Source organism: Streptomyces fulvoviolaceus (assembly GCF_000718165.1).
In the GTDB taxonomy this organism is placed as follows: Bacteria; Actinomycetota; Actinomycetes; order Streptomycetales; family Streptomycetaceae; genus Streptomyces; species Streptomyces fulvoviolaceus.
The window spans coordinates 79,535-96,283 of record NZ_JOEY01000034.1; the positions used below are offsets into that span (position 1 = coordinate 79,535).

Annotated in this window: 17 protein-coding genes; 14 read left to right on the plus strand and 3 right to left on the minus strand. The window is 69.4% G+C overall.

The genetic code is table 11. The features are described from left to right. Positions 1-66: 66 nt before the first annotated feature. From IG08_RS0133310 to IG08_RS0133345, 8 genes are all read left to right on the plus strand, one after another. Entirely contained in the window at positions 67-864 is a 798-nt protein-coding gene (locus IG08_RS0133310; protein WP_030611173.1) for an enhanced serine sensitivity protein SseB C-terminal domain-containing protein, read from the plus strand. A gap of 348 nt (positions 865-1,212) precedes the next feature. Then, on the plus strand, positions 1,213-2,211 hold the full coding sequence (locus IG08_RS0133315) for an ABC transporter permease (protein ID WP_030611176.1): 999 nt from the start codon (positions 1,213-1,215) through the stop codon (positions 2,209-2,211). Between the two features lie 57 nt (positions 2,212-2,268). Further along, a complete protein-coding gene (locus tag IG08_RS0133320; protein ID WP_476713206.1) occupies positions 2,269-4,020 on the plus strand; it encodes an ABC transporter substrate-binding protein in 1,752 nt (583 codons plus the stop codon). 68 nt (positions 4,021-4,088) lie between these two features. Continuing rightward, positions 4,089-5,096: an ABC transporter permease gene (locus IG08_RS0133325; protein ID WP_030611180.1), complete on the plus strand. Its 1,008-nt coding sequence runs from the start codon at positions 4,089-4,091 to the stop codon at positions 5,094-5,096. Then, positions 5,093-6,190, plus strand: a complete 1,098-nt coding sequence (locus tag IG08_RS0133330; RefSeq protein WP_030611181.1) for an ABC transporter ATP-binding protein — start codon at positions 5,093-5,095, stop codon at positions 6,188-6,190. The genes IG08_RS0133325 and IG08_RS0133330 overlap by 4 nt, the downstream gene beginning before the upstream one ends. Next, positions 6,187-7,413, plus strand: a complete 1,227-nt coding sequence (locus IG08_RS0133335; protein ID WP_043455866.1) for an ABC transporter ATP-binding protein — start codon at positions 6,187-6,189, stop codon at positions 7,411-7,413. The genes IG08_RS0133330 and IG08_RS0133335 overlap by 4 nt, the downstream gene beginning before the upstream one ends. Before the next feature lie 254 nt (positions 7,414-7,667). Next, on the plus strand, positions 7,668-8,903 hold the full coding sequence (locus IG08_RS0133340) for an RNA-guided endonuclease InsQ/TnpB family protein (RefSeq protein ID WP_030611183.1): 1,236 nt from the start codon (positions 7,668-7,670) through the stop codon (positions 8,901-8,903). A gap of 4 nt (positions 8,904-8,907) precedes the next feature. Then, the gene (locus IG08_RS0133345; protein ID WP_030611184.1) at positions 8,908-9,564 is read left to right on the plus strand and encodes a trimeric intracellular cation channel family protein; all 657 of its coding nucleotides are present in this window, start codon (positions 8,908-8,910) and stop codon (positions 9,562-9,564) included. Here the strand turns inward: IG08_RS0133345 and IG08_RS0133350 are convergent. Beyond that, a complete protein-coding gene (locus IG08_RS0133350) occupies positions 9,473-10,669 on the minus strand; it encodes an alpha/beta hydrolase (RefSeq protein ID WP_030611185.1) in 1,197 nt (398 codons plus the stop codon). The genes IG08_RS0133345 and IG08_RS0133350 overlap by 92 nt on opposite strands. A 146-nt stretch (positions 10,670-10,815) precedes the next feature. Between IG08_RS0133350 and IG08_RS0133355 the strand changes: the two genes are divergently transcribed. Further along, entirely contained in the window at positions 10,816-11,667 is an 852-nt protein-coding gene (locus tag IG08_RS0133355; protein WP_030611188.1) for a thioesterase family protein, read from the plus strand. Here the strand turns inward: IG08_RS0133355 and IG08_RS0133360 are convergent. Beyond that, complete coding sequence (locus IG08_RS0133360) at positions 11,660-12,232, minus strand: TIGR03086 family metal-binding protein (RefSeq protein WP_030611190.1); 573 nt, start codon at positions 12,230-12,232, stop codon at positions 11,660-11,662. The genes IG08_RS0133355 and IG08_RS0133360 overlap by 8 nt on opposite strands. Positions 12,233-12,318: 86 nt before the next feature. On the opposite strand from IG08_RS0133360, the gene IG08_RS0133365 reads away from it, so the two are divergent. After that, positions 12,319-13,335 carry a helix-turn-helix transcriptional regulator gene (locus IG08_RS0133365; RefSeq protein WP_030611193.1) on the plus strand — a complete coding sequence of 339 codons (1,017 nt, stop codon included), beginning with the start codon at positions 12,319-12,321 and terminating at the stop codon, positions 13,333-13,335. Between the two features lie 122 nt (positions 13,336-13,457). Beyond that, the gene (locus IG08_RS57620; RefSeq protein WP_078655845.1) at positions 13,458-13,859 is read left to right on the plus strand and encodes a PT domain-containing protein; all 402 of its coding nucleotides are present in this window, start codon (positions 13,458-13,460) and stop codon (positions 13,857-13,859) included. A gap of 89 nt (positions 13,860-13,948) precedes the next feature. On the opposite strand, the gene IG08_RS0133370 is transcribed toward IG08_RS57620, so the two are convergent. Continuing rightward, complete coding sequence (locus IG08_RS0133370) at positions 13,949-14,575, minus strand: TetR family transcriptional regulator (protein ID WP_030611196.1); 627 nt, start codon at positions 14,573-14,575, stop codon at positions 13,949-13,951. Positions 14,576-14,719: 144 nt separating this feature from the next. Here IG08_RS0133370 and IG08_RS60790 point away from each other — a divergent pair, with 144 nt between their 5' ends. The 3 genes from IG08_RS60790 to IG08_RS0133390 all read left to right on the plus strand — a co-directional run bounded on the left by IG08_RS60790 (position 14,720) and on the right by IG08_RS0133390 (position 16,733). Then, complete coding sequence (locus IG08_RS60790; RefSeq protein ID WP_030611199.1) at positions 14,720-14,887, plus strand: hypothetical protein; 168 nt, start codon at positions 14,720-14,722, stop codon at positions 14,885-14,887. Positions 14,888-14,923: 36 nt separating this feature from the next. Continuing rightward, positions 14,924-15,190: a hypothetical protein gene (locus tag IG08_RS0133380; protein WP_030611202.1), complete on the plus strand. Its 267-nt coding sequence runs from the start codon at positions 14,924-14,926 to the stop codon at positions 15,188-15,190. Positions 15,191-15,563: 373 nt separating this feature from the next. Further along, positions 15,564-16,733, plus strand: a complete 1,170-nt coding sequence (locus tag IG08_RS0133390; protein WP_030611244.1) for a cysteine desulfurase family protein — start codon at positions 15,564-15,566, stop codon at positions 16,731-16,733. Positions 16,734-16,749: the final 16 nt, after the last annotated feature.

The following is a 16,749-nucleotide window of genomic DNA, read 5'->3' on the forward strand; positions in this document are numbered from 1 at the left end:
ACAGCAAGGTCCGAGTTCCCAACGCTTAAGCTGGTCCAAACCGACGGATTCGAGGGGCGGTAAATGGTGAGCGCGAGCGGCACGACCGCGACGGGCCAGGTCGAGCACATGCTGCGCCAGGTCACCCCCGGGCGCTACGACGCCTACGAGGCACTCCTCCGCGCGCTCGCGACACCGAACTCCGGCCAGGTCTGGATGCTGCTGTGGCACGGCCAGGCCGGCTCCCCCGACGCCCAGTACGGAAACATGGAGGTCGACGGGTACGGCTACGCCCCCTGCGTCACCTCCGCCCAGGAACTGAGCGCCAGCGGCTGGAACAGGTCATACGAGGTGGTCGACGGCCTCGACGTGGCCCGGACCCTCTACCCCGACCACTACGGCCTCTGGCTGAACCCGCACGCGCCGGGCGGCGGCGTCGGCATCCCCTGGCTCGACCTGCGCCGCATCGCCACCGGCCTGGAGCGCCAGCCCGCCGGCCCGCTGCGCCTGTCGGAACCCGGTGTCGAGGTCCCGCAGTTCTACGCCCTGCTCGCGCAGAACGCCCACCGCACCCCGGCGGTCCGCTCGCTGCGCCGCGCCTGGGTGCAGCCGGCGCTCGGGGCGCCGTATCTCGCCATCGGTCTCGACGTGTACGACACCAGCCCGTCGGCCGTCGACTCGGTGCGCGCGATGATGCAGCAGTCGATCGGCGCGGTCCCGGACGGGCTGCCGGTGTCGACCGTGGCGATGTCCGACGACTTCGACCCGGTGGCGCTGTGGATGCGGGCCGGCGCCCGCCCCTTCTACGACCGCGAGGCCCACGCGGCCCCCGCACAGGCCCCCGCGGCGGGCTACGGCTATCCGCCGGCCCGCGGAGGTTACTGACAGGGCGCCGATCCCTTCTCGCCGTCGCGTCGCGGCCATCACGTAACGGCTACATTTCTTCGCGCGTAGATGACGGCGGATGGTCGTGAAGATCGCCTATTGTGCCGTTCTGTCCCAACTGCCCCGCGTCCGCGAGGCGTTACCCGCTGTTCGGATAACGGAATCCCCAGCACTGCATCACGGTTGCGCATACTTTCTTCGCCAGACCTGGCGGGTGATCGCGACGACGCTGAAGACTCCCCACTCAGACACGGGATCGGTGGATCCTGTGAGCGAGTGCAAGTCGACAAAGCCGTAATCCACGGCAAGCACAGGCCGGTCACCACCGGCGAGAGGGGTCAGGTCACTGTGACCGCACCGATCGACACCACCGGGGCGCAAGCGGGGGCACAGCCGGAAGCTGTGCTCGCCGGCGCCGGTAAGGGGCAGATCGAAGGTCGTTCCCTGGGACAGATCGCATGGTCCCGTTTCAAGAGGGACAAGCTGGCCGTCGCCGGCGGGGTCATCGTGATCCTGCTGATCCTGATCGCGGTGCTCTCCCGCCCCATCCAGGCGCTCTTCGGTCTGGACCCCAACGCCCTCAACCAGGACCTGATCGACCCCAACACCTCGCTGCCCAAGGGTGACTTCGGCGGCATGAGCTGGGACCATCCGCTCGGTGTGGAGCCGAAGTTCGGCCGGGACATCGCCACCCGCGTCCTGGAGGGTTCCTGGGTCTCCCTGGTCGTCGCCTTCGGCGCCACGATCCTCTCCAACACGATCGGCGCGGTCCTCGGCGTGGTCGCCGGCTACTACGGCGGACGGGTCGACGCGATCATCAGCCGGCTGATGGACACCTTCCTGGCGTTCCCTCTCCTGCTGTTCGCCATCGCCATCTCCGCCACCCTGCAGGGCGGCGCCTTCGGGCTGGAAGGCCTGCCGCTCCACATCAGCGTGCTGATCTTCGTCATCGGCTTCTTCAACTGGCCCTATCTGGGCCGTATCGTCCGGGGCCAGACGCTGGCCCTGCGCGAGCGGGAGTTCGTCGACGCCTCCCGAGGGATGGGAGCCAGAGGGCCCTACATCCTCTTCCGGGAACTGCTGCCGAACCTCGTCGGCCCGATCATCGTCTACTCGACGCTGCTCATCCCGACCAACATCCTCTTCGAGGCGTCCCTGAGCTTCCTCGGCGTCGGCATCCAGCCCCCGCAGGCGTCCTGGGGCGGCATGATCAACCAGGCGGTCGACTACTACCAGGTCGACCCGCAGTTCATGATCGTGCCTGGTCTCGCCATCTTCGTGACCGTCCTGGCGTTCAATCTGCTCGGCGACGGTCTGCGTGACGCTCTCGACCCGCGCAGCCGCTGATCCGCGGCCGCAGCGAGAGTCCAACAGTTTCCGACAATGGAGGGGAAGCAGACCATCATGCGAAGGTCAGCGCTGGCCGCGGTCGCGGCCATCGGCAGTGTGAGCTTGCTGCTTGCAGGTTGCAGCAAGGCCGATGACAACAACGAAAACAACGGGAACAAGTCGGCTGGGGCCAACGCAGCGACCAAGGAAGTCGTCAACGCCTCCACCCAGAAGGGTGGGACGGTGACGTACGAGTACTCGGACGTTCCGGACTCCTTCGACCCCGGCAACACGTACTACGCGTTCATGTACAACCTCAGCCGGCTCTACGCGCGCCCGCTGATGACCTTCAAGCCCGCTCCGGGCGAGGCGGGCAACGAGCTGGTCCCGGACCTCGCCGCGAGCGCGGGTGTGCCGAGCGACGGCGGCAAGACCTGGACGTACAAGCTGCGTTCGGGCCTGAAGTACCAGGACGGCACCGCGATCACCTCGAAGGACGTCAAGTACGCCGTCGAGCGCTCCAACTTCGCGCGTGACGTGCTCTCCCTCGGCCCGAACTACTTCCAGCAGTTCCTCGAGGGCGGCGACAAGTACAAGGGTCCCTACAAGGACAAGAGCGCCGAGGGCCTGAAGTCCATCGAGACGCCGGACGACACCACGATCGTCTTCAAGCTCAACCGCGCCTTCCAGGAGTTCGACTACCTGGTCGCGACGCCGCAGACGGCTCCGGTGCCCCAGGCCAAGGACACGGGCATCGACTACGTCAAGAGCATCGTGTCCTCGGGCTCGTACCAGTTCCAGAGCTACGAGGAGGGCAAGCAGGTCGTCCTCGTCCGCAACAAGAACTGGGACGCGAAGACCGACCCGCTGCGCAAGCAGTACCCGGACAAGATCGTCGTCAAGCTCAAGGTCAATCCGGAGACCATCGACCAGGACGTCCAGGCCGGTGACGCGATCGACGTCGGCGGTACGGGTGTCCAGGCCGCGACCCAGGCGAAGGTCGTCAACGACGCTTCCCTGAAGGCCAACACGGACAACACCTACGGTGGCCGTCTGGTCTACATGGCGATCAACACCCAGGTCGCGCCGTTCGACAAGGTCGAGTGCCGCAAGGCCGTCGAGTACGCCGTCGACAAGGTCTCCGTGCAGACCTCCCTGGGCGGCCCGATCCGCGGTGACGTCGCCACCACCGTCCTTCCGCCGGACATCCCGGGCTACCAGAAGGCGGACGTCTACGCCACCACCGGCAACAAGGGTGACGTCGCCAAGGCCAAGGAGCAGCTGAAGGCCTGCGGCAAGTCGACCATCACCACCAATATCTCGGCGCGCAGCGACCGCCCGCAGGAGGTCGACGCGGCCACCGCGATCATCGCCTCGCTGAAGACCGTCGGCATCAACGCGAGCCTGAAGCAGTACCCGTCGGGCAAGTACTTCACCGACTACGCGGGTGTGCCGACGTTCGACAAGAAGCAGAACATCGGTCTGCACATGATGCAGTGGGGTGCCGACTGGCCGTCCGGCTACGGCTTCCTCCAGCAGATCCTGCACGGCGACGCGATCGGTGCGTCCGGCAACACCAACCTCTCGTACCTTGACGACAAGGTGATCAACGAGACGCTGGAGAAGGCCATCGCCACCGAGGACGAGACCGAGCGCAACAGCCTGTACGCCGAGATCGACAAGCGTGCGATGGACCTGGCCGCCATCGTCCCGCTGGCCTACTTCAAGGTCCTGCTGTACCGCCCGACGACCTTCACCAACCTGGTGTCCACGGCGGCCTTCAGCGGTCAGTACGACTACCTCAACATCGGCACGACCGAGAAGTAGCCCGGAAGGCAGGTGAAGGCATTGGTGCCCGCGGGCTTCGCGGCCCGCGGGCACCAGCGCCGATCCCCGTGATCTCGTACATCCTCCGTCGGACGTTCGCGGCAGTGATCCTGCTGCTGGTCGTCACCGCGGTCACCTTCGCCATCTTCTTCCTGCTGCCACGGATGGCCGGCCAGACCGCCGACCAGCTGGCCCAGCAGTACATCGGGAAGAGCCCGACGCAGGCCGACATCGCCGCGGTCAAGCAGAACCTGGGTCTGGACCAGCCGCTGTACCTCCAGTACTGGCACTTCATCAAGGGGATCGTGGTCGGCGCCACCTATGACCTGGGCCCCACCACGACGCACTGCAACGCGCCGTGCTTCGGCTACTCCTTCAAGAACCACGTCGAGGTGTGGCCGCAGCTCACCTCGCGTCTTCCGGTGACCCTCTCGCTGGCCCTCGGCGCCGCCGTGATGTGGCTGGTGTCCGGTGTCCTGATCGGCGTGATCTCCGCGCTCAAGCCCGGCAGCTTCTTCGACCGCGCCTTCATGGGCGTCGCGCTCGCCGGTGTCTCGCTGCCCATGTTCTTCACGGGCAACCTGGCGCTGCTGCTCTTCACCTACCAGTGGCCGATCTTCGGCCGCACCTATGTACCGTTCACCGAGAATCCGGCCCAGTGGGCCAACACCCTCTTCCCGGCATGGTGTTCGCTCGCTCTGCTGTACTCCGCCATCTACGCCCGGCTCACCCGCTCGGGCATGCTGGAGACGATGAACGAGGACTTCATTCGCACGGCCCGCGCCAAGGGCCTGCGTGAGCGCAAGGTCGTGGCCCGGCACGGGCTGCGGGCCGCGCTGACCCCGATCATCACCGTCTTCGGCATGGACCTGGGTCTGCTGCTCGGCGGCGCCGTGATCACCGAGAGCGTCTTCTCGCTGCCCGGTATCGGTCAGTACGCGGTGCAGGGCATCACCGACAACGACCTGCCCCCGATCCTCGGCGTCACCCTGCTCGCCGCCCTCTTCGTCGTGATCGCAAATCTCCTGGTGGACCTGTTGTACGCCGCCGCCGACCCGCGGGTGAGGCTCTCGTGACCGAACTCTCCAAGACCGGTGCCGCCGTGGGCGAGCCCACGAGCTCGCCCGAGAGCGCCCCCGACGCCTTCCTCGCGGTCCGTGACCTCAAGGTGCACTTCCCCACCGACGACGGCCTGGTCAAGTCCGTCGACGGGCTCAGCTTCCAGGTGGAGAAGGGCAAGACCCTCTGCATAGTGGGCGAGTCGGGCTCCGGCAAGTCCGTCACCTCGCTGGCGATCATGGGACTGCACCGGCTCGGCGCACGCGGCAAGAACGTGCAGATGTCCGGCGAGATCTGGCTCGGCGGCAAGGAATTGGTGAACGCCGACCCGGACGAGGTACGCCGGCTGCGCGGCCGCGAGATGGCGATGATCTTCCAGGACCCGCTGTCCGCGATGCACCCGTACTACACGATCGGCAACCAGATCGTGGAGGCGTACCGGGTCCACCACGACGTCAACAAGAAGACCGCGCGCAAGCGGGCGATCGAGATGCTCGACCGGGTCGGCATCCCCGAGCCGGACAAGCGTGTCGACGGCTACCCGCACGAGTTCTCCGGCGGTATGCGCCAGCGCGCGATGATCGCCATGGCGCTGGTCAACAACCCCGAGCTGCTCATCGCGGACGAGCCGACGACCGCTCTCGACGTGACCGTCCAGGCGCAGATCCTCGACCTCATCCGGGACCTGCAGAAGGAGTTCGGCTCCGCGGTCGTCCTCATCACCCACGACCTCGGCGTGGTCGCCGAGATCGCCGACGACGTCCTGGTGATGTACGGCGGCCGGTGCGTGGAGCGCGGCAGCGTCGACGACGTCTTCGAGCGGCCGCAGCACCCGTACACCTGGGGTCTGCTGGGCTCGATGCCGCGCATCGACCGCGAGACCTCCGACCGGCTCATCCCGGTCAAGGGTCAGCCGCCGAGCCTCATCAACGTCCCCTCGGGCTGCGCCTTCCATCCCCGCTGCCCGTACGCGGACATCCCCAAGGGCGATGTCACCCGTACCGTGCGCCCGGAGCTCCAGCCGGTCGGCAGTGGACACTTCTCCGCCTGCCACCTCTCGCCGGAGGACCGTACGCGGATCTGGACCGAAGAGATTGCGCCGAAGCTGTGAGTGAGACGAAGAAAACGGACGAGGCGAAAACCGACGCGGCGCCTGTGGCCACCGACGAGCGCGAGGTGCTGCTCAAGGTCGAAGGCCTGAAGAAGCACTTCCCGATCCGCAAGGGCGTGCTCCAGCGCCAGGTCGGCGCGGTCAAGGCGGTCGACGGCATCGACTTCGAGGTGCGCAAGGGCGAGACCCTCGGCGTGGTCGGCGAGTCGGGCTGCGGCAAGTCGACCATGGGCCGGGTCATCACCCGGCTCCAGGACCCGACCGGCGGCTCGATCCACTTCGAGGGCCAGGACATCACACGGCTGAGCACGGCCGGGATGCGCCCGCTGCGGCGGGACATACAGATGATCTTCCAGGACCCGTACGGCTCCCTGAATCCCCGGCACACCATCGGCTCCATCGTCTCGGCGCCGTTCCGGCTCCAGGGTGTCGAGCCGGAGGGCGGGGTGAAGAAGGAGGTCCAGCGCCTCCTGGAACTCGTCGGTCTCAGCCCCGAGCACTACAACCGCTACCCGCACGAGTTCTCCGGCGGCCAGCGCCAGCGCATCGGCATCGCCCGCGCGCTCGCGCTCAAGCCGAAGCTGGTCGTGGCGGACGAGCCGGTCTCCGCGCTGGACGTGTCGATCCAGGCTCAGGTCGTGAACCTGATGGACGACCTGCAGTCCGAGCTGGGCCTGACGTACGTGATCATCGCGCACGACCTGTCCGTCGTCCGCCATGTCTCGGACCGTATCGCGGTGATGTACCTCGGCAAGATCGTCGAACTCTCCGACCGGACCTCCCTGTACGAGGCGCCGATGCACCCGTACACCAAGGCCCTGATGTCGGCCGTGCCGGTGCCGGACCCCAAGCGCCGGGGTGCCAAGAGCGAGCGCATCCTGCTCAAGGGCGACGTGCCCTCGCCGATCTCCCCGCCCAGCGGCTGCCGTTTCCACACCCGGTGCTGGAAGGCCACGGAGATCTGCAGGACGACCGAGCCGGCGCTCGTCGAGCTGAAGCCGGGGCAGCAGGTCGCCTGCCACCACCCGGAGAACTTCGAGGACCAGGCCCCGCAGGACACGGTCCTGCTGACGGTCGCCAAGGAGGCGGCCGAGCTGGTCGCGGACGAGGTGCTGGCGGAGTCGGCGGCGACGTCGGCGGCGCTGAAGGCGGAGGCCGCCTCGGAGGAGACGCCCGCTTCCGCGGACGCGGAAGACGACCGTCAGGAGTCAACCGACAAGTAGCGCATGACAAGTTGGCAAAGTCATGCACATGCCCGAACGGCAGAGTTCAGCTTGTTTCTTGCGAGGAGCCCCGGGCGTTCACGCCCGGGAGGAATCGCATCCTGGGTCAGGCGGCATGATGTCTGTTCGGCCGTGGAGCAGCTGGGTCTCGCGTCCGGTCAGGACGCCGACGCACAGCCCTGTGTGTCACTCGTTCAGGTGGTCGACTTCGAACGGGCGGTGCCGTCTCGTGCGGGTGTGTACGTTCGGTGCTTGTGAAGCTGGTGGTGCAGGTGAAGCTGCTGCCGACGCCCGATCAGGCGGCGGCACTCGAGGCGACCCTGCACGCCTGCAACGAGGCCGCCTCCTGGGTGAGTGAGGTTGCCTTCGAGCGAGGGGAGTTCAAGAACTTTCCCCTGCGCAAGCATGCCTACGACCACGTCAAGTCCCGCTGGTGCCTGGGTGCGCAGGCTGCCCAGCACGTCATCAAGAAGACCTGTGACGCGTACACCACATTGAAGGCGAATCTGAAGGCCGGAAACCTCGGCAAGCCTGGCTCGAAGCGCTACCGCCGGGCAACCGAGAAGCCGATCATGTTCCGCCCGCGGGGTGCGCAGCCGTATGACGACCGGATGCTGTCCTGGCAGATCCCGGAGCGGGCGGTGTCCATCTGGACCACCGGCGGGAGGGTCAAGAACGTGGCATTCACCGCCTCGGTCGAGCAGTTGGCCACGCTGGCGTTGTACCGCAAGGGAGAATCCGACCTGCTGGAGCGGGACGGCATGTGGTTCCTGAACGCCACCTGCGAAGTCCCTGAGAGCGAGCTGAACACCGATCCGGTGGACTTCCTGGGCATCGACCTGGGCATCGTGAACATTGCCACCACCTCGGACGGTGAGATCCTGGCCGGGCGCGAACTCAATCGGGTCCGCACACGCGAGCGCGGCCTGCGCGCCAAGCTGCAACGCAAGAACACCCCGTCCGCCAAGCGCCGGCTGAAGAAGCGGCGGCGCAAGGAGGCGCGGCGGGCGAGGGACATCAACCACAAGATCGCGAAACATGTGGTGGCCGAGGCGGAACGCACCGGTCGCGGAATTGCTCTGGAAGACCTGACGGGCATCCGCGAGCGGGTACGGCTTCGGAAGCCCCAACGGGCCACCCACTCCGGCTGGTCATTCGCCCAGCTGGGGTCGTTCATCGCGTACAAGGCCCGCAGGGCGGGGGTGCTGGTGCTGCACGTCGATCCGGCGTACACCTCCCGCACCTGCGCTGAATGCGGCCACGTAGACAAGGCGAACCGGGTCTCCCAGGCCTGGTTCGCGTGCCGGAACTGCGGATTCGTTGATCACGCGGACCGGAACAGCTCCCGCAACATCCGCGCCAGAGCGTGGGAGTTGTGGCGACGCGGGGCGCAGTCAATCGCCCCTGCCCCACCACCGCATCAGCGGGGCGGGGCTGGACGCAAACGCAGCATCACTGCCAGTGATGCCCGTTGTGCAAGCCCGGAGTAGCCGGGTGGTTGACCAACTGTTCAGCCCGTCCATTCAGCACACGCTCGACCTCGTCGGCATCTTCGTGTTCGCCATCTCCGGCGCGCTGCTGGCCGTCCGCAAGAACTTCGACGTCTTCGGCATCGCCGTCCTCGCCGAGGTCACCGCGCTGGGCGGAGGGCTGTTCCGCGACCTGATCATCGGGGCCGTGCCGCCTGCCGCCTTCACCGACCTCGGGTACTTCATCACCCCACTGTTCGCCGCCCTCCTGGTCTTCTTCCTGCACCCGCAGGTGGAGCGCATCCAGCTCGGGGTGAACGTCTTCGACGCGGCCGGCCTCGGCCTGTTCTGCGTCGCCGGGACGACCAAGGCGTACGACTACGGACTCGGTCTCACCCAGTCGGCGGCCCTCGGCCTCGCCACCGCCGTCGGCGGCGGTGTGCTGCGCGACGTCCTCGCCAACGAGGTGCCCTCGCTGTTGCGCTGGGACCGCGACCTGTACGCGGTCCCGGCGATCGTCGGCGCCACCATGGTCGTGCTGTGCATCCGCTACGAGGCCCTCACCCCGCTCACCGGCTCCCTCGCGGCGATCACGGCCTTCGTACTGCGGCTGCTCGCGATGCGGTTCCACTGGCGAGCGCCGCGTGCGTGGAACCGGCGGTCGACGGTGCGCGAAGAGTAGCCGTGGAGAGGCCCAGCTGCTGGGTCAGCCACTCGAAGGCGGGCACCACCTGCGGCCGCCACAGCGCCATGTTGTGGCCGCCCGCGCTCTTCGGGATGTACACCACGTGCACGGTCGTCGGTGCCTTCGCGACTTGTTCGAGGGCCACGCCCGCCTCGTAGCCGTCGCCCGGCTGGCCGGAGACGTAGAGCGCGATCCGGGGCGGGGTGCGGGCGCCCCGCAGCAGCAGGTACGGGTTGTTCGCCATCCGCAGCCGCGGGCTCTGCGCGGCCAGCGAGTTCCGTTCGCCGATCGGGTCGTTGTAGCCCGACATGCTGACCGCCGCCCGGTAGCGGTCGGGGTGCGCGACCGCCAGCTTCACCGCGCAGTGCGCGCCCGCCGAGTACCCGGCGACCGCCCAGCCGGCCGGCCCGGACTCGGCACGGAAGTTGTCCATGACCATCTTCGGTACGTCGACGCTGAGCCAGCTGTCGGCGTTCACCGTGCCCGGGATGTTGGCGCAGCCGGTGTCCACCCCGGCCAGCAGGTTGGTGCGCGGGGCGACCAGGATGAAGGGCGCCACCCGGCCGTCGCGCATGAGCGGCCGTAGCTGCTTCTCGGCGTGCAGCGAGCCGAACCAGGCCTTCGCGGAGCCGGGGTAGCCCGGCAGCAGCTCGACGACCGGGAACCTGTGGTGGCGGTAGGCGGGCTTGCCGTACTGCGGTGGCAGCCAGACGTAGACCTCGGCGTTCACGCCCGACACCCGCCCCTTGAGCTGGGTCTCCCGCACACCGTCGGAGAGGGGGGTGAACTGCTGCCTGACCCTGGGCAGCCGTTTCAGCGCGATGCCGCCGGTGCCGTCGGCGCCCAGGTTCGCGGCCTGCTGGACGTGGTCGCCCGTGCCGAGCAGGTCGGCCCAGTTGTCGTAGAGGTTGTTCTGGTTGTTGACCAGCACGAAGACCAGGGCGACGGCGGTCCCCTGGGCGAACAGCAGCATCAGTACCCGGGCAGCCGTACGCACGATCCTGGGCCCGTGCAACCGCGACCACAGCATGAGCGGCAGGGTGAGGGCGACGACGGCCAGCGCGATCAGGGTGTAGAGGAACGAAGTCCCGGTGAGGCTCATGTCCCCATAGAGGGGGAGCGGCGGAGTGAGGTTTACGGACGAGTGCGGACACTTACCAAGAAGTTGCCCGCTTCTCACCTGGGTCTGTCATGCGGCCGTAACGTCCAAAGCTACCGCTTAGTAATCACTTGTTGTACCGTTCAGGCATGCCAGAAGCAGTTACCGCGCGCGCCACCATCGGCGACAGCGAGTTCGACCGGGACACCGCGGTCACCCGCCGCGAGCCCGGGGTCTACGACATCGACCTCTCCGCCGGCTGGACGATCATCAGCGCAGTCAATGGCGGCTATCTCCTCGCCGTGCTGGGCCGCGCCCTCGCGGACGCCCTGCCGCACGCCGACCCGTTCACGATCTCGGCGCACTACCTGACCGCGTCCAGCCCGGGCCCGGCGGTCGTCCGCACGGACGTCGTCCGCACCGGCCGCACACTGTCCACCGGCCAGGCCTCCCTCTTCCAGTACGACGACCAGGGCAACGAGGTCGAGCGCATCCGCGTCCTCGCCTCCTACGGCGACCTCGACTCGCTCCCCGACGACGTCCGTACGACGGCGAAGCCGCCCGCGATCCCGCCCATGGACCAGTGCTTCGGCCCCCAGGACGGACCCGCCCCGGTCTCCGGCAGCTCGGCCATCGCCGACCGGCTGATGCTCAAGCTGGACCCGTCGACCCTGGGCTGGGCCCTCGGCGCGCCGTCCGGCAAGGGCGAGATGAGGTCCTGGTTCGGTCTCGCCGACGGCCGCGACGCCGACCCCTTCTCGCTGCTGCTCGCGGTGGACGCGCTGCCGCCGACCGCCTTCGAGATCGGCCTCTCCGGCTGGGTGCCGACGGTCGAGCTGACGGTGCATGTCCGCTGCCGCCCGGCCCCGGGCCCCCTCCGCGTCTCGATCACCACCCGCAACCTCGCCGGCGGCTTCCTGGAGGAGGACGCCGAGGTGTGGGACAGCGCGGACCGGCTGGTCGCGCAGTCGCGCCAGCTGGCCAGGGCCAGGCTCAGCTGAGAGGCTCCCGCCCCAGCCAGGCCGCCAACTGCCCGTAGGCGTCGGCCCCTTCGGGGGCCGGCCGGGCCGCGTCGAAAGGGAGCCCTTCACGAGGGCCGTCGGGGAGACCCGCCCGGGCTGCGGCCAGGGCGAACTCGGCCGGTTCCGGGTCGAGTTCGAGCGGTCGTCCGAGGCCTTCGGAGAGGTCCCAGGTGTGGGCCACGATCTCGATGACGTACGAGGAGAGGGCGTCCCGCCCCAGGACCTCGCCCCACGGCTCACGCACCGTCGCCGCCATGCTCTCGTCGCTCGCCCAGGCCGCGAGGGCCCTGGTCCTGGCCTCCTCGTAGGCCTGCGGCCAGTCGTCGTCCTTGACGTCGTCGGCGAACATCCGTACGGCGAGCCCGTCGCCGCCCTCGCCCAGGACCGCCAGCCGATGGGTGCCGCCGACGACATGGCTGAGCAGGGTGCGCACGTCGTACTCGGTACACGGGGTGGGGCCGGTCAGCTGCTCGGGCCGGACGGTCCTGATGAGTGCGGCAGTCTGCGCGGTGGCGCGGGTGTACACGGGGCGCGGGTCGGTCATGGCCGGTCCTCTCGGAGAGCGGGTCCTCTCCGGAGCCTCCCGGACCCGGCGTGCCGGGACCACCCGTACGGCGGGATCCTGGTGCCGTGAAGTCCGACCGCCTCCTCTCGATCCTGCTGCTCCTGCAGACCCGCGGCCGCGTCCCCGCACACGAACTCGCCGAACGGCTCGAGGTGTCCGTGCGCACCGTCTACCGCGACATCGAGGCCCTGTCCGCCTCCGGCGTCCCGGTCTACGCCGAGCGCGGCCGGCACGGCGGCATCGAACTGCTCGCCGGGTTCCGTACGGACGTCACGGGTCTGACCGCCGACGAGTCCCGCGCGCTGTTCATCGTGGCCGCCCAAGGCGCGCACGCCGCGCTCGGTCTGGACGCAGCCCTCGGCTCGGCCCTGCGCAAGGTGATGGCCGCGCTGCCGGCCCCGCAACGGCCGGCCGCCGAGGTCGCCTCCCGCCGCATCCTCGTCGACGCCACGCGCTGGAAGGGCGGACCACAGAAGGCCGTCGACCTGGAGGTGCTGCAGGGCGCGGTCTTCGCCGACCGGCGTCTGAGGCTGCGCTACCGGCACAGCGACGCGAAGGAGACGCGGACCGGCACCGTCGACCCGTACGGCCTCGTCGCCAAGGCGGGCGTCTGGTACCTGGTCGCCGACCGGCGCGGCCGGCCACAGCTGTTCCGCGCCGACCGGATGCGGTCCGCGACCGTGCTGGAGGAAGCGGTGCGGCGCCGGCTCGGCCTCGAACTCGCCGACGTCTGGGAGGAGTTGCGCCGCCAGGTCGAGGAACGCCCCGGAGGGTTCGACGTCGTCGTACGGGTCCGGCGGGACCGCCTCGACATGTTCCGGCGCCTGAACGCCGCCCAGTTGGCCGAGCTCCCCGAGGAACTCCCGGAGGGTGACGGCACCGGCGACTGGGTGACCGCCCGGCTGTCGTACGGCTTCGTCCGCGAGGCCCGCCAACTGCTCGCGTTCTCCGACCGGGTGGAGGTTCTCTCCCCGCCGGAAGTGCGTGAGGAACTGGCCCGGGCGGCCGCTTCTGTCACGGACTTGTACCAGCGAGTAGGCGAGGCGGCCGAGGATAACCCCAGGTCAGAGGGGACGCTTTAGTCGTGCTTTGCCTTATGCACAGGACGGGGACAGTCCGGTCCCAAGGAACGCTCAAGGGGCGTTGGTTGAGTGCCCGCCTCAGGACTCCCTCACCCTTCTCATCCTTCTTGGAGTTGTTCCTCATGAAGCGTGTGCGTCTCATCCCCGCAGTGGCCCTGCTGGCGCTCTCGCCCCTCGCCCTGGTGGCCTGTGGCTCGGGCGACTCGTCGTCGTCCTCCTCGAACAGCGGCGACTCCGGGACGGAGTCCTGTGCGGCGCCGTCCGGCAACCCGTCGGGCATGCCGAGCGGTGCTCCCTCGGGCGCCCCCACCGGCAACGCGACCGCCCAGCCGTCCGGTGCCCCCTCGGGCGCGCCGAGCGGTGCGCCGTCCGGTGCGCCCAGCGGTGGCCCCGGCGGCGGTCAGGGTGGTGGCCAGGGCGGCCCCGGCGGTGGCTGCGGCGGCGGTCAGGGCGGCCAGGGTGGCCCCGGCGGTGCGGCGCCCAGCGGAGCCCCCAGCGCGGCAGCCACGGCGACCAAGAGCTGACCTCGGACCTCGTACGACAGGGGCGGCACTCCCGGTGAACGGGGGTGCCGCCCCTGTGTGTTGCCCGGGTGTCCCTGTCGTCGGCGCGCTCAGTCCTGCCAGTGGTCGCGGCCGATGCTGATCAGCCGCAGCTGGCGGGTGGCGACCTGGGCGACGCGCTCCCGCTCCTCCGCCGAGCCCTCCAACGCCTCCAGGAACAGGGAGGCAGTGATCAGCATCTGGTCGACGTACAGGTGCGCCAGCATCAGCAGGTCGTCGTCGCTCCAGCCCACGGACTCACGGTCCTTGGCGAGCTCGGCCTGCACCTCCTCGGCGAACCGGGCCAGTTGCCCCTGGATGGCCTCCCGTACCGGCTGGACCCCGCCGTGCCGCTCGCGGGCGATGAAGCGCACGTGGGCGGGGTGCGTGTCCACGTGGTGGGCGATCAACTCGACGGCGCGGACTATGCGTTCCTCGCTGGTGTCGGCCGCGGCGACCGTCGTCCGGATCATCGGGTGCAGGCTGCCGAGCGCCTCCTCGACCAGGGCCACGCCGAGATCCGCGGTGGAGCGGAAGTGCCGGTAGAAGGCGGTCGGGGCGACACCGACGGCACGCGTGACCTCGCGCAGACCCAGGCTGCTCAGGCTCTGCTCCTCCAACAGCCCGAGCGCCGCGTCCAGGAGCGACTGCCGGGTTTTCTGCTTCTGGGCCTGTCGGATGCCGAGAGTGTGACTCATGTCATCCAGTTAACAACTGTTCTCCGTAATTGGAAAGTCGTACGGCGCGCTAGACTCCGTAGTCAGTGAACAAGTGTTACTACAACTGTTCACCGAAACGTAACGAGAACCGTCTCGTCACCATCTCGGAGGGGGATCCATCCCATGGTGTTCCTTGTCGCCGCACTTCTGCTTCTCGGCGTTGTCATGGGCACTGTCGCCCACGCACCGCTCACCTTCACCGTCGTCGCCGGCACCGTCATCGCCGCCTGGCTCGGCATCTTCGCGCTCCGCGAGCACCTCGGCCGCCGCCGCGGCGCGTCCACCAACTGACCTTCCGCCCTACGTCCCCTTGGGAGCTGACCCGTCATGCAACTCACCGCCTCCGCCACGCCGCGCACCGGCACCCGCGACGCCGACGGCATGGCCGTCGCGTCCTTCATCCTCGGCCTCGTCGGCCTGCTCGTCCTCAACCTCTTCCTCGGCCCGATCGCCATCGCGCTCGCGGGAGCGGCCCTGTGGCGCGGAACCGCCCGCCGCGGCCGCGCGCTCCTGGGCCTGGGCCTCGGCATCGCCGACCTGCTGGTCCTGGTGGCGTTCATGGAGATGGACAGTACGGTGTCCTGGAGCTTCTGAGCCTGCCGCCCGCCGCCGTCGCCCGTTGACCGCTGTGGCTGCGGACGGGCGATCCGCCACCACCGTGGCCGCCGATCCGCCACCGCCGGGGCCGGCCGAGTCGCCACCGCCACCGCCGGCGCCCGTCGAGCCGCCCCGCCACCGCCGGCGCCCGTCGAGCCGCCCCGCCACCGCCGTTGGGAGTCGAGTCGCCACCGCCACCGCCGTCGGTGGTCAATCCGCCACCGCCGTGGGCAGTCCTTCCGCAGGGCGGAGCGGGTGGGCAGGGCCGACAGCGCCGGGTACGTCGCGACCAACTTCAGCCGCAGCCCGCGCAAGGCGCCCGCGACCCAAGCCGACCGCAGGGAACCCGCGCCGTAGAATCGGCGTCACCATGGCATACCTCGACCACGCCGCGACCACCCCGATGCTTCCCGAGGCAGTCGAGGCGCTCACCGCACAGCTGGGCATCACCGGCAATGCCTCCGCCCTCCACGCAGCCGGCCGCCGCGCGAGGCGAACCGTCGAAGAAGCCCGCGAAACCCTCGCGGAAGCGCTCGGCGCCCGTCCCAGCGAGGTCGTCTTCACCTCCGGCGGCACCGAGGCCGACAACCTCGCCGTCAAGGGCCTGTACTGGTCCCGCCGCGACGCCGACCCGAACCGCACCCGCATCCTGGCCAGCCCCGTCGAGCACCACGCCGTCCTCGACGCCGTCCACTGGCTCGGCGAGCACGAGGGTGCCACCGTCGAGTACCTCCCGGTCGACTCGTACGGCCGTGTCCACCCCGACGCCCTGCACAAGGCGATCGCCCGCAACCCCGACGACGTCGCCCTGGCCACCGTCATGTGGGCGAACAACGAGATCGGCACGATCCTGCCGGTCCGCGAACTCGCCGACGTCGCCGCCGAGTTCGGCGTCCCCCTGCACGCGGACGCCGTCCAGGCCTTCGGACAGATCCCCGTCGACTTCGCCGCCTCCGGCCTCGCCGCGATGACGGTCTCGGGCCACAAGATCGGCGGCCCGTACGGCATCGGCGCGCTGCTCCTGGGCCGTGAGTACACCCCCGTACCCGTCCTGCACGGCGGCGGTCAGGAGCGCCACGTCCGCTCCGGCACCCTCGACGTCCCCGCCATCGCCTCCTTCGCGGTGGCCGGCCGGCTCGCCGCCGAGCAGCGCGAATGGTTCGCCCGGGAGATCGGCACCCTGCGCGACGCCCTGGTCGAGGCGGTCCGGGGGGCCGTCCCGGACGCGATCCTGGGCGGCGATCCCTCCTCGGAGGGCCGCCTCCCGGCCAACGCCCACTTCACGTTCCCGGGCTGCGAGGGCGACTCCCTGCTCCTGCTCCTGGACGCCCAGGGCATCGAGTGCTCCACCGGCTCCGCCTGCACCGCCGGCGTCGCCCAGCCCAGCCACGTCCTCCTCGCCACCGGCACCGACCCCGACCTGGCCCGTGGCACCCTGCGCTTCTCCCTCGGGCACACCTCCACCGAGGCGGACGTAGAAGCGGTGGAGAAGGCGATCGGCCCGGCGGTGGAACGCGCCCGCGCGGCGGGGCTGACGTAGCGACCCGGTTGAGGTG